This is a genomic window from Paracoccus albus, assembly GCF_027913035.1.
GTDB classification, from domain to species: domain Bacteria; phylum Pseudomonadota; class Alphaproteobacteria; order Rhodobacterales; family Rhodobacteraceae; genus Paracoccus; species Paracoccus albus.
On sequence record NZ_CP115775.1, the window covers coordinates 49839 to 72933 of the forward strand.

24 protein-coding genes and 1 riboswitch are annotated in these 23095 nt (G+C 60.1%); of the genes, 14 read left to right on the top strand and 10 right to left on the bottom strand.

What is annotated here, in order from left to right:
• Positions 1-4 precede the first annotated feature (4 nt).
• A complete protein-coding gene (gene hfq, locus PAF20_RS00240) occupies positions 5-238 on the top strand; it encodes an RNA chaperone Hfq (protein ID WP_271071767.1) in 234 nt (77 codons plus the stop codon).
• The gene (hflX, locus tag PAF20_RS00245) at positions 239-1537 is read left to right on the top strand and encodes a GTPase HflX (protein ID WP_271071768.1); all 1299 of its coding nucleotides are present in this window, start codon (positions 239-241) and stop codon (positions 1535-1537) included. It begins immediately after the preceding gene.
• A gap of 88 nt (positions 1538-1625) precedes the next feature.
• Here hflX and PAF20_RS18795 read toward each other — a convergent pair whose 3' ends face one another.
• Together PAF20_RS18795 and radC are read right to left on the bottom strand one after the other, a co-directional pair.
• Entirely contained in the window at positions 1626-1778 is a 153-nt protein-coding gene (locus PAF20_RS18795) for a DUF333 domain-containing protein (protein ID WP_353620623.1), read from the bottom strand.
• A 547-nt stretch (positions 1779-2325) separates the two neighbouring features.
• Entirely contained in the window at positions 2326-3096 is a 771-nt protein-coding gene (radC, locus tag PAF20_RS00250; protein WP_271071769.1) for a RadC family protein, read from the bottom strand.
• Positions 3097-3290: 194 nt separating this feature from the next.
• On the opposite strand from radC, the gene PAF20_RS00255 reads away from it, so the two are divergent.
• From PAF20_RS00255 to PAF20_RS18900, 8 genes are all read left to right on the top strand, one after another.
• Positions 3291-4280: a BMP family lipoprotein gene (locus tag PAF20_RS00255; RefSeq protein WP_271071770.1), complete on the top strand. Its 990-nt coding sequence runs from the start codon at positions 3291-3293 to the stop codon at positions 4278-4280.
• Positions 4280-5959 (top strand): ABC transporter ATP-binding protein, encoded by a 1680-nt coding sequence (locus tag PAF20_RS00260; RefSeq protein WP_271071771.1) that lies wholly within the window; start codon positions 4280-4282, stop codon positions 5957-5959. Before PAF20_RS00255 ends, PAF20_RS00260 begins: the two co-directional genes overlap by 1 nt.
• Positions 5959-7074 (top strand): ABC transporter permease, encoded by a 1116-nt coding sequence (locus tag PAF20_RS00265; protein WP_271071772.1) that lies wholly within the window; start codon positions 5959-5961, stop codon positions 7072-7074. Before PAF20_RS00260 ends, PAF20_RS00265 begins: the two co-directional genes overlap by 1 nt.
• Before the next feature lie 3 nt (positions 7075-7077).
• Entirely contained in the window at positions 7078-8043 is a 966-nt protein-coding gene (locus PAF20_RS00270; RefSeq protein WP_271071773.1) for an ABC transporter permease, read from the top strand.
• Positions 8027-8827: a purine-nucleoside phosphorylase gene (locus PAF20_RS00275; protein WP_271071774.1), complete on the top strand. Its 801-nt coding sequence runs from the start codon at positions 8027-8029 to the stop codon at positions 8825-8827. Before PAF20_RS00270 ends, PAF20_RS00275 begins: the two co-directional genes overlap by 17 nt.
• 251 nt (positions 8828-9078) lie before the next feature.
• A complete protein-coding gene (gene petA / locus PAF20_RS00280; RefSeq protein WP_271071775.1) occupies positions 9079-9639 on the top strand; it encodes a ubiquinol-cytochrome c reductase iron-sulfur subunit in 561 nt (186 codons plus the stop codon).
• Between the two features lie 10 nt (positions 9640-9649).
• Complete coding sequence (petB, locus tag PAF20_RS00285; protein WP_271071776.1) at positions 9650-10972, top strand: cytochrome b; 1323 nt, start codon at positions 9650-9652, stop codon at positions 10970-10972.
• Positions 10973-10984: 12 nt separating this feature from the next.
• A complete protein-coding gene (locus tag PAF20_RS18900) occupies positions 10985-12577 on the top strand; it encodes a cytochrome c1 (RefSeq protein ID WP_434802928.1) in 1593 nt (530 codons plus the stop codon).
• 66 nt (positions 12578-12643) lie between these two features.
• On the opposite strand, the gene PAF20_RS00295 is transcribed toward PAF20_RS18900, so the two are convergent.
• The 4 genes from PAF20_RS00295 to PAF20_RS00310 form a co-directional block, all read right to left on the bottom strand.
• On the bottom strand, positions 12644-13387 hold the full coding sequence (locus PAF20_RS00295) for a DUF899 domain-containing protein (RefSeq protein ID WP_271071777.1): 744 nt from the start codon (positions 13385-13387) through the stop codon (positions 12644-12646).
• A 1-nt stretch (position 13388) separates the two neighbouring features.
• The gene (locus PAF20_RS00300) at positions 13389-13841 is read right to left on the bottom strand and encodes an SRPBCC family protein (protein ID WP_271071778.1); all 453 of its coding nucleotides are present in this window, start codon (positions 13839-13841) and stop codon (positions 13389-13391) included.
• Entirely contained in the window at positions 13838-14167 is a 330-nt protein-coding gene (locus PAF20_RS00305) for an ArsR/SmtB family transcription factor (protein WP_271071779.1), read from the bottom strand. The genes PAF20_RS00300 and PAF20_RS00305 overlap by 4 nt, the downstream gene beginning before the upstream one ends.
• Before the next feature lie 136 nt (positions 14168-14303).
• Positions 14304-15731, bottom strand: a complete 1428-nt coding sequence (locus PAF20_RS00310) for a Glu/Leu/Phe/Val family dehydrogenase (protein WP_271071780.1) — start codon at positions 15729-15731, stop codon at positions 14304-14306.
• Positions 15732-15963: 232 nt separating this feature from the next.
• Between PAF20_RS00310 and PAF20_RS00315 the strand changes: the two genes are divergently transcribed.
• The 3 genes from PAF20_RS00315 to PAF20_RS00325 all read left to right on the top strand — a co-directional run bounded on the left by PAF20_RS00315 (position 15964) and on the right by PAF20_RS00325 (position 17472).
• Complete coding sequence (locus tag PAF20_RS00315; RefSeq protein ID WP_434802929.1) at positions 15964-16521, top strand: TetR/AcrR family transcriptional regulator; 558 nt, start codon at positions 15964-15966, stop codon at positions 16519-16521.
• Positions 16522-16684: 163 nt separating this feature from the next.
• Positions 16685-17029, top strand: a complete 345-nt coding sequence (locus PAF20_RS00320) for an I78 family peptidase inhibitor (RefSeq protein ID WP_271071782.1) — start codon at positions 16685-16687, stop codon at positions 17027-17029.
• A 98-nt stretch (positions 17030-17127) separates the two neighbouring features.
• On the top strand, positions 17128-17472 hold the full coding sequence (locus tag PAF20_RS00325; protein WP_271071783.1) for a DUF2794 domain-containing protein: 345 nt from the start codon (positions 17128-17130) through the stop codon (positions 17470-17472).
• Here PAF20_RS00325 and PAF20_RS00330 read toward each other — a convergent pair.
• Genes PAF20_RS00330 through PAF20_RS00340 form a run of 3 tightly spaced genes read right to left on the bottom strand, consistent with a single transcriptional unit; the run spans position 17460 to position 20669 of the window.
• Positions 17460-18152 carry a thiamine ABC transporter ATP-binding protein gene (locus PAF20_RS00330; protein WP_434802930.1) on the bottom strand — a complete coding sequence of 231 codons (693 nt, stop codon included), beginning with the start codon at positions 18150-18152 and terminating at the stop codon, positions 17460-17462. The two genes, PAF20_RS00325 and PAF20_RS00330, sit on opposite strands and share 13 nt — an antisense overlap.
• Positions 18139-19716, bottom strand: a complete 1578-nt coding sequence (locus PAF20_RS00335) for a thiamine/thiamine pyrophosphate ABC transporter permease ThiP (protein WP_271071784.1) — start codon at positions 19714-19716, stop codon at positions 18139-18141. Before PAF20_RS00335 ends, PAF20_RS00330 begins: the two co-directional genes overlap by 14 nt.
• On the bottom strand, positions 19692-20669 hold the full coding sequence (locus PAF20_RS00340; protein ID WP_271071785.1) for a thiamine ABC transporter substrate-binding protein: 978 nt from the start codon (positions 20667-20669) through the stop codon (positions 19692-19694). The genes PAF20_RS00335 and PAF20_RS00340 overlap by 25 nt, the downstream gene beginning before the upstream one ends.
• A gap of 31 nt (positions 20670-20700) precedes the next feature.
• Positions 20701-20798, bottom strand: a riboswitch (TPP riboswitch).
• Positions 20799-20898: 100 nt separating this feature from the next.
• Between PAF20_RS00340 and aroC the strand changes: the two genes are divergently transcribed.
• On the top strand, positions 20899-21999 hold the full coding sequence (gene aroC, locus PAF20_RS00345; RefSeq protein ID WP_271071786.1) for a chorismate synthase: 1101 nt from the start codon (positions 20899-20901) through the stop codon (positions 21997-21999).
• A 277-nt stretch (positions 22000-22276) separates the two neighbouring features.
• Here the strand turns inward: aroC and fzlA are convergent, their stop codons facing one another.
• Positions 22277-22996 (bottom strand): FtsZ-binding protein FzlA, encoded by a 720-nt coding sequence (fzlA, locus tag PAF20_RS00350; RefSeq protein ID WP_271071787.1) that lies wholly within the window; start codon positions 22994-22996, stop codon positions 22277-22279.
• Positions 22997-23095: the final 99 nt, after the last annotated feature.

A 23095-nucleotide genomic window follows, 5' to 3' on the forward strand; every position in this document is an offset into this window, starting at 1 on the left:
AACCATGGCTGCCGACAAACAAAATCTTCAGGACGCTTTCCTGAACCACGTCCGCAAGGCCAAGGTTCCCGTGACGATCTTCCTGATCAACGGTGTCAAGCTCCAGGGCGTGATCACATGGTTCGACAACTTCTGCGTGCTGTTGCGCCGCGACGGACAATCGCAACTTGTCTATAAGCATGCGATCTCAACCATCATGCCGGGCGCGCCGATCAATCTCTATGAAGGTGACGACTGATTGGCTGAAGCCCATATCACCGAACGCGCCCCGACCCGCGCCTATGTGATCCATCCTGACATCGACGGTGCCGGCAATCAGCGCCGCACCGCGGAAAACGCGTTGGAAGAGGCTGTGGCCCTCGCCCAGGCGCTTCCTGGGGTGGAAATCGTCGGTGCACAGGCGGCACGGCTGCGCAAACCGTCGCCGGGCCAGCTGTTCACGAAGGGCAAGCTGGAAGAGCTTGGCCGCGAGCTGGAGGCGGCAGAGGCTGAACTCGTCCTGATCGACGGCCCGGTCACGCCGGTTCAGCAGCGCAATCTGGAAAAGGCCTGGGACGTCAAGATACTGGATCGAACGGGCCTGATTCTCGAAATCTTCGCCGACCGCGCCCGGACGCGCGAAGGTGTGCTGCAGGTCGAACTGGCCGCACTGTCCTATCAGCGCACCCGGCTGGTGCGGGCATGGACCCACCTTGAACGTCAGCGCGGCGGATTGGGCTTCGTCGGCGGTCCCGGCGAAACCCAGATAGAGGCCGACCGCCGTGCCATCGACGAACAGATGACCCGGTTGCGCCGCCAGCTTGAACGGGTGGTGAAAACCCGCACGCTGCATCGCGCCTCACGCGCCAAGGTGCCCTATCCGATCGTCGCCCTTGTCGGCTACACCAACGCCGGCAAATCGACCCTCTTCAACCGCCTGACCGGGGCAGAGGTGCTGGCCAAGGACATGCTGTTTGCAACGCTCGACCCCACGATGCGCGCGATCCGCCTGCCCGGTGGCCGGCAGATCATCCTGTCGGACACGGTGGGTTTCATCAGTGACCTGCCCACCGAACTCGTCGCCGCATTCCGCGCCACGCTGGAAGAGGTGCTGGAGGCCGATCTGATCCTGCATGTCCGCGACATCTCCCACCCAGAAACGGAAGAGCAGGCAGAGGATGTGGCCGAGATCCTCGATTCCCTCGGCGTCGCGGACGATGTTGCCCTGATCGAGGTCTGGAACAAGATCGACGCCCTGTCAGACGCGACCCGTCAGGCGCTGCGCCGCACCGATCAGCGCACCGACGGCGTGCAGGCGATCTCGGCACTGACCGGCGAAGGTCTGGACGATTTGGCCGCCGCAATCGACAAAGCGCTTGAAACCGTGCTCGCAGAACCGCGCGAACCCGCCGCGATTCACCTCGATTTCAGCGAAGGTCGCCGCCGCGCATGGCTGCACGAACAGGGCGTGGTTGAAGACGAACGCCAGACGAAAGACGGCTTCGATCTTCAGGTCATGTGGACAGAACGTCAGCGCGCATCTTACGACGCGCTCTGATCTAGTTCCGGGCCATGCGGCGTATATACAGGATATATATGCGTTATGTACGGATTCTATACGCGATAAATACAGGCGTCAGTCATAACTACAGGCTGTTATGACTGTTCAGCAAATCCGCCGCGCGCACCGTCCGCCCATTCGGCAAGCGGCACAGATCCGCCCTGCGGTTCCCCTGAACACGCGCAATAACCTGCCCGCCGCTGCGCTGACAATAGATGGCCGATGGCGTCGGCGGCAACTGGCTTGCACCGGTCGCCTGCTGCGAACCGCCCGAAGAACCGCCGCAAGCGGCCAATAAGGTCAATGCAGGCAGGGCAAATAAATATCGCAACTGAACCTCCGTCAGATAACGTGAAATCAACGCCGGCAATAGTCCGCCGAACAGCCCACAGACGCAAGCGGCACGCGCCGACTCTCAGCAGGATTTCCGCCATAATGTTCGCCCCGCGCGGCAGGAAAGCACCCGGTCAGTCGCAATGCCTGCATCGACCGCATCCATTGCCCATTTAACCGGGACAGAAGTATTTTAATACAATATCAGGTCGATAGAATAAGATTCGCGTCAAGCCCGCGCGCAAACCACTGCTCGACGTATCTCCAAATACTCGAACTCGTCCGCCTCCCTCACAATCTCCGGAGCACAGGTGCATTGCCGAAAAAAGGCTTCAAAGCTTGACGGAAAATCGACCCCTTAGCATCCCACGCAAACGATCGCGTCCTTCCTTGGTCTTTGGTGATCAAAATACCTCGGGGTCCGGGGCAGCGCCCCGGTCCGGCAGCGCGTCTCACAACAACCCCTCACGTCGAAAACTGACATCGCAACCCGCCCCGATGATCAGGTGATCGTGGATCGTTATCCCCATGACCTCTGCACCAGTGCGGATGCGGTGGGTCATGGCGATATCCGCCTCGGACGGTGTTGGATCGCCAGAGGGATGGTTATGCACCAGGATCAGGGCAGAGGCTGACAGTTCCAACGCCCGGCGCAGGATTTCGCGCGGGTAAACGGGGACATGATCGACAGTGCCGCGCCCCTGCGCTTCATCGGCGATCAGGATGTTTTTGCGGTCTAGGAACAGCACGCGAAACTCCTCCACGCCGTTGTGACTCATCGCCGTGTGGCAATAGTCCAGCAGGGCGTCCCAGCCTGACAGAACGGGGCGGTCGATAACGCGTCGCCGCGCCAATCTTTGCGCTGCGGCTGCGACCAGTTTCAGCTCGATTACGACGGCAGGGCCGACGCCTTTCACCTGTGAAAGTTGCTCATTCGTGGCGGTCAGGACACGCGCCAAATCCCCAAAATTCGCGATCAGCCGGCGAGCCAGCGGCTTGACGTCCTGCCGTGCCATGGCGCGGAACAGGATCAGTTCCAGCAACTCATAATCCGGCATTGCCGCCGCGCCGCCCTGCATGAAACGCTCGCGCAGGCGCGCCCGGTGATCGGACAGGTAAGATGGTATCTTGCCGCCCTTTACCGGCGGAGCGGCCACGTCATCGCCTGCGGGAGCAAACAGCGGAAGCGGTGCTTCGGAAAAGGCCGAGTGATTCTTGTCCATATCCCGGAGGTTGAATAACAGCGGTGAAAATTTTGTTAAGCTGGGCCTGAGCCGATAAAAACCAACAAAAACACAATTTCACGGACTTGACCTTGGGTCAGCATAAATAAACCGCCTTGACCGCTGACCCACCTTCCGCCCTAAACTCGACGTCGTCCGCGGGCAGTGTCGCCCGCCTGAATCAAGAGGTTGCCATGACCCTTCTCAAGCCTGTCCTTGCCTCGACCATTGTACTTGGTCTGATGGCGGGCACCGCCCTTGCCGAACCTGCGCTGATCTTCGATCTGGGCGGAAAATTCGACAAATCCTTCAACGAGGCGGCCTATATGGGTGCCGAACGCTGGAAGGAAGAAACCGGCGGCACCTATAAGGAACTGGAAATGCAGTCCGAGGCTCAGCGCGAACAGGCGCTGCGTCGGCTGGCGCAAAGCGGCTCCAACCCGATCGTGATGACGGGCTTTGCCTTTGGCGAGGTGCTGAACAAGATCGCGCCGGATTATCCGGAAACGAAATTCGTGATCATCGACGCCGTGGTCGAACAGCCCAACGTGCAGTCGAACGTCTTCAACGAAGGCGAAGGTTCGTATCTGGCCGGGATCATGGCCGCGATGGCGTCCGAATCCGGAACGGTCGGCTTTATTGGCGGGATGGACATTCCGCTGATCCACAAGTTCGAATGCGGCTATCGTCAAGGCTTCCTGGCCACCAAACCTGACGGTAACGTGCTGATTAATTACACCGGCACCACGCCTGCAGCCTGGAATGACCCGGTGAAGGGTGGTGAACTGGCGAAGGCGCAGAAATCGCAAGGTGCTGACGTGATCTATGCGGCCGCTGGCGGCACCGGGATCGGTGTGCTTCAGGCAGCGGCGGACGAAGGCGTTCTGGGGATCGGTGTCGATTCGAACCAGAATCACCTGCATCCGGGCCAGATCCTGACCTCGGTCGTCAAGCGCGTGGACAATGCCGTTTTCGACGCCTTCACGGCTGCTGAAGGGGTAGAACCGGGCGTGAAGGTCTGGGACGTGAAATCCGATGGTGTGGCGGTCGCCATGGACGAGAACAATGAATCGCTCGTCACAGAGGAAATGACCGCCGCGGTGGACGATGCTAAGGCCAAGATCGCTTCGGGCGAGATCATTGTGCACGACTATATGACCGACAATAGCTGCCCGGTGGATTGATGCCGGCGCAGGCTGTTCTGAACGAAGGGGGGCCGGATTCGGCCCCCCAATCCGCACCTCCTGCCATTGAATTGCGCGGGATTTCGAAGGCCTTCGGTCCTGTGCAGGCCAATAAGGATATCAACCTTAACGTCAGGCGCGGCACCATTCACGGCATTATCGGCGAGAACGGCGCGGGCAAATCGACGCTGATGTCGATCCTGTACGGCTTCTACAAGCCCGACAGCGGAGAGATCCGCATCAACGGAAAACCGATCCAGATCACCGATTCCATGACCGCGATCCGCGCGGGCATCGGGATGGTTTTTCAGCATTTCAAGCTGGTGCGGAACTTTACGGTTTTGGAAAATATCATCCTTGGCGCAGAAGACGGACCGATGCTGCGTCCGTCTCTGGCGCGGGCGCGGACCCGGTTGCGCGAACTGGCCGAGGAATATGAGCTACAGGTCGACCCTGACGAAACGATTGATGAATTGTCGGTCGGCCACCAGCAGCGGGTGGAGATCCTGAAGGCGCTGTATCGTCAGGCTGATATTCTTATTCTGGATGAGCCCACCGGCGTGCTGACCCCGGCAGAGGCCGATCACCTGTTCCGCATCCTCAACGGGCTGCGCAATGAAGGCAAAACGATCATCCTGATTACGCACAAGCTGCGCGAGATCATGGAGATCACCGATAACGTGAGCGTCATGCGGCGCGGAGAGATGGTGGCCTCTGTCCGGACGGCAGAGACGAGCCCCGAAGAACTGGCCGAGTTGATGGTCGGCCGTAAGGTCCTGATGGAGGTCGACAAGACCCCGGCGAAGCCTGCCCAGACCGTGCTGGAGGTTCGCAATCTGCGGATGCTGGACGAAGACAAGGTCGAACGTATTCGCAGCGTCAGCTTTGACATTCGCGCGGGTGAGATTGTGGGCATCGCTGGCGTGTCAGGCAACGGCCAGACGCAACTGCTCGAACTGCTCGGCGGCTTTCCCGAGAAGGGATCGAAGGTTTCGGGCGAAATCCTGATGAATGGTCAGTCGCTTGACCTGACGGGGCGTCGGTCCGATGCGGCGACGCGCCGGGCGCGGGGCATTGGCCATGTGCCCGAAGACCGGCAGGATGAAGGTCTGATCATGGATTTTGCCGCGTGGGAGAACGTAGCTTTCGGCTATCACAACACGCCGGAATATTCGAACTGCATGTTCATGGATCGCAAGGCGATCCGCGCCGATGCGGAAGGCAAGATAGAGCGTTTCGACGTCCGCCCGCCGAATGCCGATCTTGCGGCGCGGAACTTTTCTGGCGGGAACCAGCAGAAGATCGTTGTGGCCCGCGAGGTAGAGCGTAATCCCGATCTGCTGCTGATCGGCCAGCCGACGCGCGGCGTCGATATCGGTGCGATCGAGTTCATTCACAAGCGCATCGTCGAGTTGCGCGACGCTGGCAAGGCGGTGCTGCTGGTCAGTGTCGAACTGGACGAGATCATGTCCCTGTCGGACCGGATCCTTGTCATGTTCGACGGCATGATCATGGGCGAACGCGATCCGGCGAACACCTCTGCCGGAGAGCTTGGCCTGCTGATGGCAGGGATTACCGACACCGAGAATGTGCCGAAGGAAGCCGGTATTCCGCCCGAGCATGGCAACCCTGCGGACCGACCGGATGAGCCGACCGCGACACCGGAGGAGCGCAGCTGATGGACAAGATGCCTAAATGGGCGGATGTCATCCTGACGCCGCTGATCTCGCTTTTTCTGGCATTCGCGATTTCCGCATTGGTCATCCTCGCCATCGGGGAGAACCCATGGCTTGCCTTGCAGACGATGGTGACAGGGGCGCTCGGCTCCAGCTATGGCTGGGGATTCACGCTGTATTACACGACCAATTTCATTTTCACCGGATTGGCCGTGGCGGTCGCTTATCACGCGGCGCTGTTTAACATCGGCGGTGAGGGGCAGGCGGCGCTTGGCGGCCTTGGCGTTGCGATGGTCTGCCTGTTCATCCCCTGGCCGCATTGGTCGCTGGCCTTGATTGCGGCGATGATCGGGTCGGCGATTTTCGGGGCGGCATGGGCCTATATCCCGGCGATTCTTCAGGCCAAGCGCGGTAGCCATATCGTGATCACGACGATCATGTTCAACTTCATTGCCGCTGCTTTGCTGAACTGGGCTCTGGTCAACTGGCTGCGTCCGGTGGGCAGCATGGACCCGGCATCGGCCAATTTCCCGGCGGCGACGCATCTGCCGAAGATCACCGATATGTTCGCCGGCCTGGGCATCGAGTGGGGCGAGCATACGCCCGCAAATGTCACTTTCCTTGTCGCACTTCTGGCCTGCGTCGTGGTCTGGTTGCTGATCTGGCGTACCAAGCTGGGTTATGAGATCAGGGCTTTCGGCAAATCCGAAACGGCGGCGCGCTATGCCGGGATTTCGCCCACAAGGATCACGGTCATTGCAATGCTGATCTCTGGCGGGCTGGCTGGGATGATGGCGATTAACAATGTCATGGGCGAGGCCGAGCGCCTGATCCTCAACAATGTCGAAGGTGCGGGCTTCATCGGAATCGCCGTCGCGCTGATGGGGCGAAACCACCCCATCGGCGTGTTGCTGGCAGCGTTCCTGTTTGGCTTCCTGTATCAGGGCGGCGGCGAGCTGGCGCTTTGGACGTCGATCCCGCGCGAGTTGATCATCGTCATTCAGGCTTTGGTGATTCTGTTCACCGGCGCGCTCGACAACATGGTCCGCATCCCGCTGGAGGCATTCTTCATGTCCCGGCGGCGCGCGGCGAGGGCCAATCAGGCAGGGCGGGACTGAGCCATGGATTTCAACACGATCATCCAGATCCTCGACAGCTCTGTGCGTCTGATGACCCCGCTGCTGCTGGCCTGTCTGGCCGGGCTTTATTCCGAACGCTCGGGCGTCTTCGATATCGGTCTGGAAGGCAAGATGCTGATGGCCGCGTTTTCGGCCGCGGCTGTGGCAGCGCTGACCGGCTCTGTCTGGCTGGGGCTGATAGCCGGTGTTGCCGGATCGATGGCGCTGTCGTTGATCCATGGCGTGACCTCGATCACGTTCCGGGGCAACCAGCTGATTTCTGGTGTCGCGATCAACTTTCTTGCTTCGGGCATGACGGTCCTGCTGGGGCAGAAGATCTTCGGACTTGGCGGACGAACGCCGAACCTGACCGGGGGCGGGCGCTTTTCCGAAATCAACCTGCCATTCGCTGGTGAGGTCCGCGATGTGCCGGTGATTGGTCCGATCTATTCAGACCTGATCTCTGGTCATACTTTCCTTGTCTATGTCGCCTTTCTATGTGTGCCGTTGACGTGGTGGCTGCTGTTCCGGACGCGTTTCGGGCTGCGCCTGCGTGCTGTTGGTGAAAACCCCGCCTCTGTCGATACGGCGGGCATTTCGGTCAAGCGGCTGCGTTACATCGCGATTATCATTTGCGGTGTGCTTTGCGGCTTGGCAGGTGCTTATCTGGCGACCGGCCTGTCGGCCGGCTTTGTGAAGGAAATGACGGCGGGTCGCGGGTTCATCGCGCTTGCCGCGCTGATCTTCGCAAAATGGCGGCCTTGGGGCGCGTTATTTGCCACCTTCCTGTTCGGCTTGCTGGAGGCGGTCGCGAACCGTTATCCGAATCTTGACCTTGGTCCGATAACAATCCCGTCCATGTTCATGAATGCACTGCCCTATATCCTTACCGTCATCATTCTGGCCGGCTTCGTCGGTCGCGCAATCCCGCCCCGCGCGGGTGGAGAACCCTATGTCAAAGAGCGTTGAGCTTGCCGCGCGTATAAAATCCAGTGCCGGGGATGAGGCGCCGGAATACGGGCTGATCCTTGGTTCCGGCCTTGGCCATCTGTCCGGCACGATCGAAGACGGCGTGGCGATTCCGTATGATGACCTGCCGGGCTTCCCCCACGCCGGCGTGTCCGGGCATGTGCCGAAGCTGGTGGTCGGTGACCTGGAAGGCACGCGGGTCGCGGTGTTCGGCGGTCGGTCGCATTACTACGAATCCGGCAAGGCCGATGCCATGCGCCTGCCGTTGGAGGTTCTGGCGGCACTGGGCACAGAAAAGCTGATCCTGACCAATGCGGCAGGAGCGGTGAACGAAAATCTGGCACCTGGCGGGCTGATGCTGTTGAACGATCACATCGCATTTGCCGGCACAAACCCCCTGATCGGAGAGGCGACGGATGCCCGGTTCGTGCCCATGACCGACGCTCATGACGTGGAAATGCGTGCGGCGCTGAAGGCTGCCGCTAAGGAAGAAGGGGTCGAGCTTCCGGAAGGCGTGTATGGCTGGTTCTCTGGCCCCAGCTTCGAAACTCCTGCGGAAATCAGGGCGGCGCGAGTCCTGGGCATGGACGCCGTTGGGATGTCGACGGTTCCGGAGATCATTCTGGGCCGGTTTCTTGGCCTGCGTTGCGCCGCGATTTCTGTCATCACCAATATGGGCGCTGGCATGTCGGAAGAATCAATCAGCCATGATCACACCAAGCAAATGGCCCCACTTGGCGCTGCAAAGCTGGAAAATGTGCTGCGCCGGTTCCTTCGGACCTAAGGCGAGATGCACCGCGCTGTCACAAATCTTCCGCTCGCTGTGATGCGGGGTTGCGACTGAATGTCGCGGCTTCTTGACTTCGCTCAGGGCGAAAACGCAACACATCCGGCCATTTGGCCGAAACTGTACGCGCTGTCCCGCTGGACTGGCAGGAAATTGATCGGTAGAGATGCCCTTGCCGAGGCTGCGATTCAAGCGGCCCAATAAAACATAGCCGGTCCGCCGTCGCGGGCCCGAACCGGAGAAAAGCCGTGACCCACGTCGATGAACACGAAGGCACGCGGAGGGACTTCCTCTACTACGCCACCGCCGGGGCAGGTGCCGTCGCGACCGGCGCCGCCGCCTGGACCCTTATCAACCAGATGAACCCCTCGGCCGATGTGCAGGCCCTGTCCTCGATCATGGTCGATGTCAGCGGGGTAGAGGTTGGTACGCAGCTTACAGTCAAATGGCTGGGCAAGCCCGTGTTCATCCGCCGCCGCACACCTGAAGAGATCGAAGCCGGTCGTGCCGTGGATCTGGGTGAGCTGATCGATCAGGGCGCGGAAAACGCAAACCGGCCCGGTGAGCCCGCAACGGACGAAAACCGCACCCTTGACGAGGCCGGCGAGTGGCTGGTCCAGATCGGCGTCTGCACCCATCTGGGCTGCGTCCCGATAGGCGATGGTGCCGGCGACTTTGGCGGCTGGTTCTGCCCGTGCCATGGTTCGCATTACGACACCGCCGGACGTATCCGCCGTGGCCCCGCGCCGCGCAACCTTGAAATCCCGCTGGCGTCCTTCGTTGACGACGCAACGCTGCAGCTCGGCTGAGGAGGCGCGCATGTCCGGAATTCCACACGATCACTACGAACCCAAGACCGGGGTAGAGCGCTGGCTCCATCGCCGCCTGCCCGTGATGGGCATCGTCTATGACACGCTCATGATCCCGACCCCTAAAAACCTGAACTGGTGGTGGATCTGGGGTATCGTTCTGGCCTTTTGTCTGGCGCTGCAAATCGTCACCGGTATCGTGCTGGCGATGCATTACACGCCGCATGTCGATCTGGCATTTGCCAGCGTCGAACATATCATGCGCAACGTGAATGGCGGCCATATGCTGCGCTATCTGCACGCAAACGGGGCCTCGCTGTTCTTCTTTGCCGTCTATGTTCACATCTTCCGCGGCCTCTTCTATGGCTCCTACAAGGCCCCGCGCGAGGTGACCTGGATCGTCGGGATGCTGATCTATCTGATGATGATGGGCACGGCGTTCATGGGCTATGTGCTGCCCTGGGGTCAGATGTCCTTCTGGGGCGCGACCGTGATTACCGGCCTGTTCGGCGCAATCCCCGGTATCGGACCCAGCATTCAGGAATGGCTGCTTGGCGGACCGGCGGTTGATAACGCCACACTGAACCGCTTCTTCTCGCTTCATTACCTGCTGCCGTTCATCATTGCAGCCTTGGTCGTGGTTCATATCTGGGCCTTCCACACGACTGGCAACAACAACCCGACCGGTATCGAAGTGCGCCGCACCTCGAAGGAAGAAGCCGAAAAGGACACGCTGCCCTTCTGGCCTTATTTCGTCATCAAAGACCTGTTCGCACTGGCTGTCATTCTGGTGGTGTTCTTCGCGGTTGTCGGCTTCATGCCGAACTACCTTGGCCACCCCGACAACTATATCGAGGCGAACCCGCTGGCGACGCCTGCGCATATCGTGCCGGAATGGTACTTCCTGCCGTTCTACGCGATCCTGCGGGCCTTCGATTCGGAAGTCTGGCTGGTTCAACTGGTCGAATGGCTGTCCTTCGGGATCATCGACGCGAAATTCTTCGGCGTGATCGCGATGTTTGGCGCAATTCTTGTCATGGCGCTTGTGCCGTGGCTGGATACCAGCCGCGTCCGCTCGGGCCGTTTCCGTCCGCTGTTCAAATGGTGGTACTGGCTGCTATGCATCGACTTCGTCGTGCTGATGTGGGCGGGCGCCATGCCGGCCGAGGGGATCTATCCCTATATCGCTCTGGCGGGTGCGGCTTACTGGTTCGCCTATTTCCTGGTCATCCTGCCTCTGCTTGGCCTGATCGAGAAACCTGACCCTATGCCAGCGACGATCGAAGAAGACTTCGCCGCGCATTATGGCCAAACTACCCATCCTGCCGAGTAAGGAGAGGCAAGCATGACCCTGAGAACAAAGACCCTCACGGCCGTTGCCGCGCTGACCCTTGGTGCCGCGGCATGGGCGCAGGACACCACTGTTACGGTCCCGCTGCCGGATGACATCACGCCTGCTCAGGCAGCTGATGCGGTGGCCGATGCTGCAGCGGAAGCAGCGGAAACCGTTAGCGAAACAGCGGGCGACGCGTCTGCCGATGCCGCCGATGCGGCTGCGGACGCGGCGGCTGACGCTGCAGAGGCGGTAACACCCGCGACGGAAGCACCCGCTGCGGAGGCGGCACCGGCTGCGGTAGTCGTCACTGAGGACGATGCAGCAGATGAACCTGCTGCTGAAGTGGTACCTGCGGAAGAGGTAGCCGCAGACGAAGCCCCGGCTGCTGCGGAAGAAACAGCGGATCAGCCGGAGGCGGCTGCCGAGGAAGAGCCAGCTGCCGAATCTGTGGACTCAGATCAGGCTGCGGAAGCCGAAGCGCCCGCCGAAGCCGCGGAACCTGCAGAAGCTGAGACAGAAGCGGCTGAAGCCGAGCCCGTCGCAGAACCCGCCGAATCCGAAGCGACGGAGCCTGCTGCAGAAGAAAGCGCGGAACCGGTGGCGGCAGCTGAGGGAACTGAACCAGCCGCCGAAAGCGAAGCAGAAACTGCCGACGAAACCAGCGTCGACGCTGAAACGACCGAAGAATCTGCGGCGGACGCGGAAGCAACGGAACAGCCTGCAGCCGAAGAGGCTGAAGAGCCTGCCGAAGCAGAGGCAGAGGCGGCAGAGGGCGAAGCAGCAACTGAAGAGGCCGCGACTGAGGAAGCCGCCGGTTCGGAAGAAGAGGCCGCTGCTGAGACCGAAGAGCACGCAGAGGAAGGCGAAGAAGAAGCCAGCCATGATGCGGTTCACATCGAAGACATTAACTTCAGCTTCGAAGGTCCGTTCGGCAAGTTCGACCAGTTCCAGCTTCAGCGCGGCCTTCAGGTCTATACCGAAGTCTGCTCTGCCTGCCACGGCCTGAAGCAGGTTCCCATCCGCACCCTTCACGACGAAGACGGTCCCGGACTTCCGGAAGATCAGGTCCGTGCATATGCCGCAAATTTGTTCATCATCGACGAAGAAACGGGCGAGGAACGCCCGCGTCTGCCGACCGATCACTTCCCCGAGGTTGAGCAAGTCACCGGGATGGGTCCCGATCTGTCCTTGATGGCCAAGGCACGCGCGGGCTTCCACGGTCCTTACGGCACGGGCATCAGCCAGCTGTTCCGGGGCATTGGTGGTCCGGAATATATCCACGCTGTCCTGACCGGCTATAACGGCGAAGAGATGGAGCAGGCCGGGACGATCCTGTACCACAATGAAGCTTTTGCGGGGAACTGGATCTCCATGCCGCAGCCGCTGTTCGAAGACCAGGTGACCTATGAGGACGGGACGCCCGCGACCGTGGACCAGATGGCGCGTGACGTGTCAGCCTTCCTGATGTGGACGGCAGAGCCGAAGATGATGGCGCGTAAGGAAAACGGTTTCGTGGCCGTCATTTTCCTGGTGATCCTCGCGGCGCTTCTGTACCTGACGAACAAGCGCCTGTGGTGGTCGGTCAAACACGGCGACAAGTGACCGAAGAAAAATGATAGAAGCGCGCCCTTGGGCGCGCTTTTTCTTGTCGTACCACTGGATGCGGGATCAGTCCTTGTTCTGACAACACGCGCCTGATGCCAATGCCTTCGGATATTCATCCTGACGGCGCCACCAATATTCGGGCTCGTTCCGTCCAAGCGGTGCGCGATCGAGCCAAGGGTACACGCTCCACATCGCATCCAGCCCTCGGGCATAAGCTGAGTAGCAATGGTAAACCTGCCCATCCTCGATCACGAAGCTGCTCATTCCGGGCATCTCCACCTCGCCCCCGACAGCTTCCGGGTTTTGGGCCCCTTCGGTTTCGAAGTTGTAGGTCATGCCATCGCGTTGTTGCTCCGCAGTAAATGACACGCCGAAATCGAAGTTGAAGTCGCTGCCGAGCGATGAGGCCCAGGGAAATTCCCACCCCATGCGATCACGATACGTCAGAAGCCGGTCAAGCGGCGCGCGTGATACCGCCCAGAACGAAACATCATGGTTCTGAAAATGCGCGACAGTTCCGTCGAACCCGTCCGCGATTGCCGAGCATGATGGGCAGCCTGCCTGATAATCCGGACCGTACATGAAGTGATAGATCAGCAGTTGAGAGCGGCCCTGAAACAGATCGGCAAGTGTTGCGGGCCCGGTTTCAGTCTGAAAGTCATAACTCTTGCCGACGGCCACCCAAGGCAGGGCCACACGCTTTTTCGCCAGCTCGTCCGAGCGGCGGGTGAGTTCCTTCTCCTCTGCCAGCAGGGCGCGCCGCGCTGCCAGCCAATCGTCGCGGGACGCGATTGGATGTGATGGCATCTCAGTTCTCCTTATCGAAGGATTGCAGGTTCTCTGCACATTCGTTCCAGCCTGCTGACATGTTCCGGTAGGCCGTGTCGTTGCGCGGCACTTTGAAGCCGGAATGGCTGATTTTCAGCACGGTGCCTGTGGCGGTGGGCGAAAGCTCAAAAGTGACAACTGTATCCAGCAGTGTGCCATAACCGGTGTTTTCGGCGTGGCCGCCTTTCCAAGAATAAACCAGTTTGCGGTTCAGCACCGATTCCAGCACCTTGCAATGGATCGTCCCGTCCCACTTGCCCGCTGCACCCGTCTGATATGTGAACTCGTTGCCTTCCACGGGTTCGAACCCCTTTGGCTTCAAGCCCATCCAGCGGCTGATAAGCTCACCCGTTGTGAGCACTTTCCACAGTTTTTCCGGGGAATGTGGAAGGTCTTCTGTCAGTTCGATTGATGCGCTCCGGTCGTCGTTCATTCGTCGATCTCCTTCAGCAGGTCTCGCAGGGCTGCAACGCGCGCGGGCCAGAAGGTCTCATACATCGCCAGCCAATCCACCAGCGGGGCAAGCCCTTGTGGGCGGGCGTGGTAAAGCGTGCGGCGGCCCTGCGGCGTGCCCTGTATCAGATCAGCCTCTCGCAGGACCTTCAGATGTTGTGAAACGGCGCCTTGCGTCACACCGCTGCCTTCGGTCAGTTCGGCAACGGTAATGCCATCGGTGCGAACGATCCGGTCAAACAGAACGCGGCGTCGCATGTCCGACATCGCGTGAAAGACGCTGTCGATTTGAGTGTCGTTGGTCATGGCTTATTATTAGCGACAACTAATGTATTAGTCAATACTAATGAATATTGCCAACGTAATTCGCGCTACGCCAAAGGCTTAATTTGAAAATCGGAGGTGAGAGATGGGGCGGCATCAGCGTGCCGCCCGCAGAAACTTACAGCCCCAGCGAACCGTAGACGTTGGTAATGCGTCGGATTGCGACGACATAGGCTGCAGTGCGCAGGTCATCGACGCGATCGTCGCCGAACCACACCTCCTGCATTTTCATATAGCTTTCCCGCATCGTATCATCGAGGCCAGAGCGGACCAGTTCCAGCTCATCCGCGCCGTGCAGATAGGCGGCTTTGAAGCCGTCCGACAGCGTCCATTTAACCTGCGAATCGGCGGAAAGGCGTTCGATCTCTGACACAAGAAGCCGGTTGCGGGCCTCTTCATGCCGCCGCTCCAACCGGCCGAGGCTGATTTGGCTGAGGTTCTTGACCCATTCGAAATAGGACACGGTCACACCGCCGGCGTTGGCATACATATCCGGGATAACGACGACGCCGCGTTCTTTCAGTATCCTGTCGCCTTCAGAGGTGGTCGGACCGTTCGCGGCTTCGATGATAAGCTTTGCCTTGATTTTGCCGGCGTTCTTTTCGGTGATCACACTTTCGACGGCGGCAGGGATCAGAATGTCGCAATCGTCTTCCAGCCCTTCCAGCCCGGCCGGGCGGAATGTCGCGCCGGGGAAGTTTTCGACGCCGCCGGTTTCGCGGATATGGGTCTTGAGGGCTTCTATATCCAAGCCGTCGGGATTGTGGACTGTGCCGTTATATTCGACGACCGTCACGATGGCGCAGCCGTCCTCTTCCTGCAGGAATTTCGCGGCGTGATAGCCCACATTGCCCAGACCCTGCACGACCACGCGCTTGCCCGAAAGTTCGCCCTCGATGCCAGTGCGCTTAAGTGCTTCAGGGTGGCGAAAGAATTCACGGATCGCGTATTGAACGCCGCGCCCTGTCGCCTCGACCCGGCCCAGAATGCCGCCGATGGTGACAGGTTTGCCGGTTACGCAAGCCTTGGCGTTGATGTCATCGGGATGCAGGCGCTTAAAGGCATCGGCCATCCATGCCATTTCACGCTCGCCCGTGCCCATATCCGGGGCAGGAACGTTCTGCGATGGAGAGATCAGTGAGCGTCGTGAAAGCTCATAGGTGAACCGGCGGGTGATCCGTTCCAGCTCATCTTCATCCCAATCACGCGGGTTGATCCGCAGACCACCTTTGGAGCCACCGAAGGGCACCTCGACCAAGGCGCATTTATAGGTCATCAGGGCGGCGAGCGCTTCCACCTCGTCCTGATTGACGGACATGGCATAGCGGATACCGCCCTTCACGGGTTCCATATGTTCTGAATGGACAGAGCGATAGCCGGTGAAGGTATGAATTGCGCCGCGCAGGCGGACACCAAATCGAACTGTATAGGTAGAGTTGCAGACCCGGATCTTCTCCTCCAGCCCCGGCGGTAGTTTCATGAGCGAAGCAGCATGGTTGAACATGCGATCGACTGAGTCGCGGAAGGAGGGATGGGCGTTCGACATGGATGGCCTCCGTTTTGCCTATTTCCAAGGCAGACTTTCGCCGCTGTGGCGGAAAATCGCAACGGAATTCGTCTGAACCGTTCCCGCCTTGTGGCCGGCCTTCACATCAGAATAAGTGAGAAGGTTAGTTCTGCCGCAATTTTTCTGGGCAAGTTTTATGGTTTCTGAAGTTCCTTTGATTACGAAGGGTCGAAAGTTCGACCAGGTGCTGGAAGGCGCCAGGCGCGTTTTCATGCGAGACGGTTATTCCGGCGCGAGTGTCGATGACATTGCCCGCGAGGCGGCGGTTTCAAAGGCCACGCTGTACAACTATTTTCCGGACAAGCGTCTGATGTTCGACGCCGTGTTCCGCGACGAACTGGATCGCTTGCGGATTGACGGGTCGCAGGTGGTCGGAATAGATCTGCCGATCGAACAGGTCCTTCGCTTTATCGGGCATCTGATCGCCAGTCAGTCCGTTTCTGAATTCAGCATTCGTGCGCTGCGTCTGGCCATCGCCGAGGCGTCGCGCTTTCCTGATCTTGCGGCGGAGTACTATCGGGTCGGGCCGGCAAGCCTGCGCAAAACGCTCGCTGCGCGGATCGTGCAATGGCAGGAAGACGGGGTGCTGAGCAAGGATATCGAGGATGTCGACCTCGCCGCAGATAGTTTTATCTGTCTGTGCTGCGCCGGGGTGCAATGCGCCGTTCTTCTGAAAGGCAGAACTGCGGTGGACGACGCGACGATCCGCCGTACCGTGGACAATGCCGTTGCGATGTTCCTGTCGCAGTTCGGCGCAAAGGCTGTGTAACAGTACCGTCGCAGGTGAACAGGAATTGAACGCCGAACCACTCTGGCGGGCTTAACAGCGTCGCCAACCGCGCTTATAGGTTGTGATGAGGCCCGCGCGCCAAGATCCCTCAGAAGGGTCGGGCAGCGGGACAGGTGAAACCTCATCGGGGACAGATGAAAAAATGAATACGACCCACAAAGTTCTTGTGCCGCTTATTCTGACGCTGGCGGTTGCCGGATGTGTACGAACAGCGCCCGCCAATGTAGAGCCGGTTCAGCCGCCGGGAATTGAGCCACTGCCGACGGCTGCCGATGATGGCCTGACCGAGCGTAAGCCGGATCTCTGCAAGGCATCGACCTATGCATCCTATGTCGGCCAGCCCGGCAGCATCATCCCGACGCTTGGCGTCACGCGTGAGTATCGTGTTGTCGAGTATCGCGGGATCGAGGCGCAGGAATATAACCCGAACCGGATTGTGTTCCGTCTGGACGACCTGGGCAATATCTCTGCCGTTGACTGCGGTTGAGGCAGGCTCAGTTGCGCGGCGGGGCCGGCACGGTCCCGTCCGCTTGGCGATATTATTTTTTGCATTGACATGGCCGCCCTTGCTGTCACCATTCCGTCATGCAGAACCCGATGCAGCCGTTCGTTCCGCAAGCAGACCGTGTCGCTTTTAACAGGGCGGAACTCGCTTCTATCCTTTCCGTATATGGCCGTATGGTCGCCGCTGGCGAGTGGCGCGACTATGCGATGGCGTTCCTGAGCGATGTCGCGGTTTTCTCAATCTTCCGGCATGCCGCCGAAACACCGATCTATCGCGTCGAGAAGCGGCCGAAGCTTCGCGGTGCGCAGGGCATGTATTCGGTGATTGCGATGGATGGCCGGATATTGAAACGCGGGCATGACCTTGCACAGGTCCTGCGCGTCTTCGACCGCAAGCTTATCCGCGCCGTCGATCAGCCAAGATAGGCCCGAAGGGCGGGCGGCGGGTTATCCAGCAGAGGGCCCGTTGCCACCGGGGCCTGGGCGAGGCCGTCCATCACCAGAACGGTTTCGGACGCGAACGCACGGGCATCGTCCGGATCGTGGGTGACCATCAGGACCGTTGCCTTTGTCCGGTCGGCGATGCGCCCGAGCAGTGCCAGCATATCTGCCTTCAGTGCCGGACCGAGCGCCGAAAACGCCTCATCAAGCAGCAGGATCGGGCGTGCACGCAAGGCTACACGGGCAAGCGCGACACGGCTTTGCTGACCGCCTGACAGTTGCGCAGGCATGCTGTCCGCTTTGTCTGTGAGTCCGACCTGAGAAAGGGCATCTTCGATTGCCGCTTGCTCATCGGGGGTAAGGCGCAGGTTCGGGCGAAGGCCAAGGCCGACATTCTGTGCGACGCTCAGGTGAGGGAAAAGGTTCTGATCCTGAAACAGGATGGAAACGGGTCTCGCGCCGGGGGTGAGCCGCGACAGATCCTGCTCGCCATATGTGATACGGCCCGCGCTCAGCGGCACAAAGCCCGCGACCATGCCAAGAAGCGTGGACTTGCCGGAACCTGACGGCCCGATCACCGCGATGCGTGCGCCGGGTGCGATTTCGAAATCGGCGGAAAGATGAAAGCTGCCGAGTATGGCCTCTGCCTGATCAAATTGCAGCACGAACGCGTCCCCCTCTGTCGAACAGCCAGAACAGGGCAAAGCTGATCCCCATCAGCAGGACCGCGCATGCGGCGGCATCATCCATGCGATAGCTGTTCATGAACTGGTAAAGTTTCAGCGGCAGCGTCGGGTTCCTGCTATCTGCAAACAGCGTGATCACCCCCAGATCGCCCATCGCCAGAGCAGCCGACAACCCGCCAGCGAAACCGATCGGACGGGCGAGGCGCGGCAGGATCAGCAATCGCAGCCTCGCGAACCCGTGCAATCCCAGCGAATCCGCCAGCCTGCCGTAATCGGCATGCAGGCTGTGTGTGGCCGGGATGAGGATGCGCAGTGCGAAGGGCAAGGCCATGACCGCGTTGATGGTGGTTGTCACCGGCAAAGCCAGTTCTGTCGGTGAGGCCGCGTTGCGCAGCATCAGAAAAAGCCCGGTGCCAAGCACAAGGGGTGAGGCGACGAGGGGCAACATACCCGCAAGCTCTGCCCATTTCTGGCCGCGCGCTATCGCCGTCGCCAAAGCAAGCGCCAGCGTCAATGCAAGCAGGGCCGAAATCAGCGCCATGATGACCGAACGACCGGCGGCCGCCCAAACCGGCGGCGGCAGCGACAACAGACCCGGCACGCCCTTCAGGATAACGGCCGCCATCGGGACCAGCAGGAATGCCGCCGCAGCAGCGATTGATATGTAATCAACGCCTTGCCGCCAACCGATAGGCGCGGGAATCGGGTTCGTGCGATCCAGCCCCGCGCCGAACTCTGCCGGACGAGAGATACGCGATGCAAGTGCTAACGCGACAACGCATAGCCCGACCTGAACAATGGCCAGGGTGGCTGCCTTGCCCATGTCGAAATCAAAGCGGAATGCCTGATAAATGGCCAACTCAACGGTAGTCGCGCCCGGACCGCCGCCAAGCGCAAGCGCGACCGCAAAACTTGTCAGACAGACAAGAAACACTGCCAGCCACGCGCCCGGCAGGACCTCGCGCAGCATCGGACGTTCCAGGTGGCGCGATATGTCGGCGGCACCAAACCCAAGTGAGAGCGCAAGCCGGAATCGCTCTGCCGGGATCGCCTGCCAGCCGTGAAGGATCATGCGTACCGAAAGCGGCAGGTTGAAGAACACATGCGCCAGGATGACACCCTGCCAGCCGTAAATGCTGATCGGGCTCAGGCCGAGCGACGCCAATGCGTCATTTACAAAGCCGCTGCGGCCGAAAACCGAAACCAGCCCCATCACCGCCACGATGACCGGCAGGATAAACGGTGCGCCGAGCAGGGTGATCAGCAGGGCGCGCCCGGTAAACCTGCGTCTTGCGAGCGCGCGGGCAACCGGGACCGCCAATACAGCGGACAGCGTGGCCGATACGACCGACTGCCAAAGCGTGAACCAGATTGCACGCATGTCCCACGGACCAAGCGCGGACAACCCGCCCGCATATGCCGCGACCACCCCCAGCGTCCCGAGGATCAGCACCAGCAGCAAAACCCCGGCGGCAGCGCCGAACGTGTAGGGCGGGATACGCGTGCCGGGTGAGCGTGTCAATTCGCGAAGACGCGCAGCCATTCATCAAGGGCTGGTTGGCGCAACGCCTCGGCCTCGTCTTCCGACAGGAAAATGGTTTTTTCAGGCCGGGGCAGGTCCGCGAAGTAATCCGGCAACTGATCATCCGGCAGCTTCGACGGATAGGACCAGTTGGCCTCGGCAATCATGCCCTGGAAGTCGGGCGACAGGATATAATCCATGAATTGCTGCGCCAGTTCTGGCTGATCCGTGCCCTTCACTTGCGCCGCAAGCTCTGCCAGAAGATAGTGGCCTTCGGGAAAGATCGCGGCATGTTTGGTCGTGTCCTCCTCGGCGCCGATGTGATAGGCGGGCGATGTGGTGAAGCTGAGAACCATATCGGCCTCGCCATCAGTGAACATCCCGTAGGCTTCGGACCACCCTTGCGTTACGGTCAGAACCTTGGGCTTCAACTTCTCCCACGCGGTCATGCTGTCGTCGCCAAAGACCTGTTTGATCCAAAGCAGCAGCGCCAGACCGGAAACGGAACTGCGTGGATCCTGTATGACGATCTTCAGATCGTCTTGGGCATCCAGCAGGGCTTGCAAGCTTTCGGGCGGGTTCTCCAGACGGGTTTCGTCATAGATGAATGCCGTTTCGGACCAGTTAAAGGGCAGGAATACGTCATCCTGCCACTCAATAGGCATGGTCAGCGCAGATGTATCTTCGTTATGCGGGGCAAAAAGGCCGCTTTCGCGTGCGCGCAGCGTCTGATCAATGCTCAGCCCGATCACGGCATCGGCTTCGGTGCCTTCGCCTTCCAGCAGGATGCGGGGCAGAACATCGCCGGTCACGAAAACCAGATCGCAGTTGCAGTTCGCCTCGAACCCCTCTTCGATCTTCGGGCCTGGACCCCATTCCGAGGCGAAGTATTCAGGGGCGTAGACTGTAAATTCCGGACCCGCAGCAAGGGCCGGGGCTGAGCTTGCCATAAGGGCAAGAAGGGCAATGCGCATCGCTATCCTCCATCATTCGAGTTTCGGAAAGAAAGGGCAGCGAAACCTTCCCTCCGCCGGTTTTAACCGGATCAGGTTCTGCGGGTCCGCATCATGCGTCTCAGCCCGAAGGCCCCCCGAGGCTGGCTCAGGATGGGCAATGCCGCGCCGGATCGCAAGCAGGAACTTCTGCAGTTGGCCTTGTCGTGATCGGGCGCGCCCGCTAACGAAGGGCGAAAGGAGATCCGTGATGAGCCTGAACAGCTTCGGCCATGTATTCCGCGTCACCACATGGGGTGAAAGCCACGGCCCGGCGCTTGGTGCCGTGGTGGATGGCTGCCCGCCGGGCGTGGCCCTGGACGAAGCGTGGATTCAGCCCTTCATGGATCGCCGTCGGCCCGGAACGTCCAAGAATACGACCCAGCGGCAAGAGGCTGATCAGGTTCGTATCATGTCGGGTGTGTTCGAGGGGCGCACGACCGGTACGCCGATTATGCTGATGATCGAGAATACCGATCAGCGGTCGAAGGATTACGGCGATATAGCCCGCGCCTTCCGGCCCGGACATGCCGACATAACATACCATCAGAAATATGGGCTGCGGGATTATCGCGGTGGCGGCCGATCCTCGGCCCGTGAAACGGCGGCGCGTGTGGCGGCTGGTGCTGTCGCGCAAGCGGTGTTGAAGCAACTTGCGCCGAAGGTTCAGGTGCTTGGCTATATGGTTCAGATGGGCGAGATGCATCTGGACAGGGCGAATTTCGACGAAAGGGTCATCCGCGAGAACCCGTTTTTCCTGCCGGATGCCACGGCTGCCACTGCGTGGGAGGATTATCTGACAGGTATCCGCAAGGCGCAGAACAGCGTTGGCGCTGCTGTAGAGGTTCTTGTCCGGGGCTGCCCGCCCGGGCTGGGCGCGCCTGTCTATGGTAAGCTTGATACCGATCTGGCGGCTGCGATGATGTCTATCAACGCGGTCAAAGGCGTTGAGATTGGCGAGGGCATGGCCGCCGCTGCCCTGACCGGTGTCGACAATGCCGATGAGATCCGCATGGGGCCTGACGGGCCGGAATTTCTTTCCAATCACGCTGGTGGACTCCTTGGCGGAATATCGACCGGACAGGATATCGTGGTGCGTTTTTCGGTGAAACCCACCTCCTCGATCCTGACACCGCGGCGCACGATCAATCAAAGCGGGGAAGAGATTGAATTGATTACCAAGGGTCGCCACGATCCTTGCGTCGGTATTCGCGCTGTTCCGGTGGCCGAAGCAATGGCGGCATGCATTGTGCTGGACCATCTTCTGCTAGACAGGGCACAGACCGGCGGTGTTCGCGGTCAGATCGGCTGAGCGGGGAAACACTGGGACACGTCCTTGTCGCTAATGAGCAGCACTAATGAACAATTGTGTTAACTTTAGCGCCTTGTTTTTGATCCCACCCTAGCAGATCGATGCCGTCGGGCGCGGTTACAGCATCAAAGCCGTGCTGATACGCGTGTGTCTGAGTCGCGGGGGCTTTGCCCCCGTACCCCCAAGGTATTTGGGCACCAAAGATGATCTGGTCATTGAAATGGCATCTTTGGTGAGAAAATACCTCGGGGTCCGGGGCAGAGCCCCGGCCAACGGATCAGAAATCCAGTTCTGCGTAGTGAGGGGCCGGATGAATGCCCGGGATGTGATCGGCGAGGACGCTGCGGAATGCCGGGCGGGATTTGATCGTCGCATACCATTGGCGGACCAGATCTGAGCGGTCCCAGTCCACATCCGAGATATAATCGAGACAGGAAAAATGCGCTGCTGCGGCGAAATCTGCGATGGTCAGGGTGGGCCCTGCCAGCCAGCGTCGCTCTTCCAGCAGGCCATGCATATAGTCGATATGCGCTTTGATGGCGCCAAGTCCCGCTTTGACGATCCGGCTGTCGGGATATCCGCTTTTCTGAACTTTTTTCCAAACGCGTTCTGTCAGAACAGGCCGTGTCACTTCAGCATTAAACTTGTCGTCGAACCATGAACACAGCCTGCGGGTCTCGTATCTGCCAGCGGGACTGTCCGGCATCAAAGGCGGGTTCGGCACCGTTTCATCAATATACTCACAGATCGCCTGACTTTCCGCCATCAGCATCCCGTCGTGGCGCAGTACGGGAATTTTACCTGCGGGATTTCTCCGGAACAGTTCCGGACCCTGCTCCCAATAGCGTTCTTCGACAAGTTCCGCCTCTATCCGCTTTTCGGCGAGAACCAGCCTGACTTTGCGTGAATAGGGCGACAGCGGCGTGTGATACAGCCGCGCGGGCTGGCCGGGTGCGGTTCTGGGTGCTGCGGGGCTGGGGGCGTAACGGTCGGTCATGTCGCCGGTGATACGCGATCGGGCGGGGACGTTTCAACTATGCGCGATCCTGCTTGGCAATCGCTTGCCTGCATTGCCCCCGGCACGGTGGGGCGTTAT

Coding starts and splice junctions, on each gene's coding strand:
- PAF20_RS00320 (WP_271071782.1), top strand. CDS start 16,685: ATGAATACGACCCACAAAGTTCTTGTGCCGCTTATTCTGACGCTGGCG.
- petB (WP_271071776.1), top strand. CDS start 9,650: ATGTCCGGAATTCCACACGATCACTACGAACCCAAGACCGGGGTAGAG.
- aroC (WP_271071786.1), top strand. CDS start 20,899: ATGAGCCTGAACAGCTTCGGCCATGTATTCCGCGTCACCACATGGGGT.
- fzlA (WP_271071787.1), bottom strand. CDS start 22,996: ATGACCGACCGTTACGCCCCCAGCCCCGCAGCACCCAGAACCGCACCC.
- PAF20_RS00275 (WP_271071774.1), top strand. CDS start 8,027: ATGTCAAAGAGCGTTGAGCTTGCCGCGCGTATAAAATCCAGTGCCGGG.
- PAF20_RS00265 (WP_271071772.1), top strand. CDS start 5,959: ATGGACAAGATGCCTAAATGGGCGGATGTCATCCTGACGCCGCTGATC.
- PAF20_RS00340 (WP_271071785.1), bottom strand. CDS start 20,669: ATGCGCATTGCCCTTCTTGCCCTTATGGCAAGCTCAGCCCCGGCCCTT.
- PAF20_RS00270 (WP_271071773.1), top strand. CDS start 7,078: ATGGATTTCAACACGATCATCCAGATCCTCGACAGCTCTGTGCGTCTG.
- PAF20_RS00325 (WP_271071783.1), top strand. CDS start 17,128: ATGCAGAACCCGATGCAGCCGTTCGTTCCGCAAGCAGACCGTGTCGCT.
- PAF20_RS18900 (WP_434802928.1), top strand. CDS start 10,985: ATGACCCTGAGAACAAAGACCCTCACGGCCGTTGCCGCGCTGACCCTT.
- PAF20_RS00255 (WP_271071770.1), top strand. CDS start 3,291: ATGACCCTTCTCAAGCCTGTCCTTGCCTCGACCATTGTACTTGGTCTG.
- PAF20_RS00315 (WP_434802929.1), top strand. CDS start 15,964: ATGCGAGACGGTTATTCCGGCGCGAGTGTCGATGACATTGCCCGCGAG.
- PAF20_RS00310 (WP_271071780.1), bottom strand. CDS start 15,731: ATGTCGAACGCCCATCCCTCCTTCCGCGACTCAGTCGATCGCATGTTC.
- PAF20_RS00335 (WP_271071784.1), bottom strand. CDS start 19,716: ATGGCTGCGCGTCTTCGCGAATTGACACGCTCACCCGGCACGCGTATC.
- PAF20_RS00300 (WP_271071778.1), bottom strand. CDS start 13,841: ATGAACGACGACCGGAGCGCATCAATCGAACTGACAGAAGACCTTCCA.
- PAF20_RS00260 (WP_271071771.1), top strand. CDS start 4,280: ATGCCGGCGCAGGCTGTTCTGAACGAAGGGGGGCCGGATTCGGCCCCC.
- PAF20_RS00295 (WP_271071777.1), bottom strand. CDS start 13,387: ATGCCATCACATCCAATCGCGTCCCGCGACGATTGGCTGGCAGCGCGG.
- PAF20_RS00305 (WP_271071779.1), bottom strand. CDS start 14,167: ATGACCAACGACACTCAAATCGACAGCGTCTTTCACGCGATGTCGGAC.
- hfq (WP_271071767.1), top strand. CDS start 5: ATGGCTGCCGACAAACAAAATCTTCAGGACGCTTTCCTGAACCACGTC.
- radC (WP_271071769.1), bottom strand. CDS start 3,096: ATGGACAAGAATCACTCGGCCTTTTCCGAAGCACCGCTTCCGCTGTTT.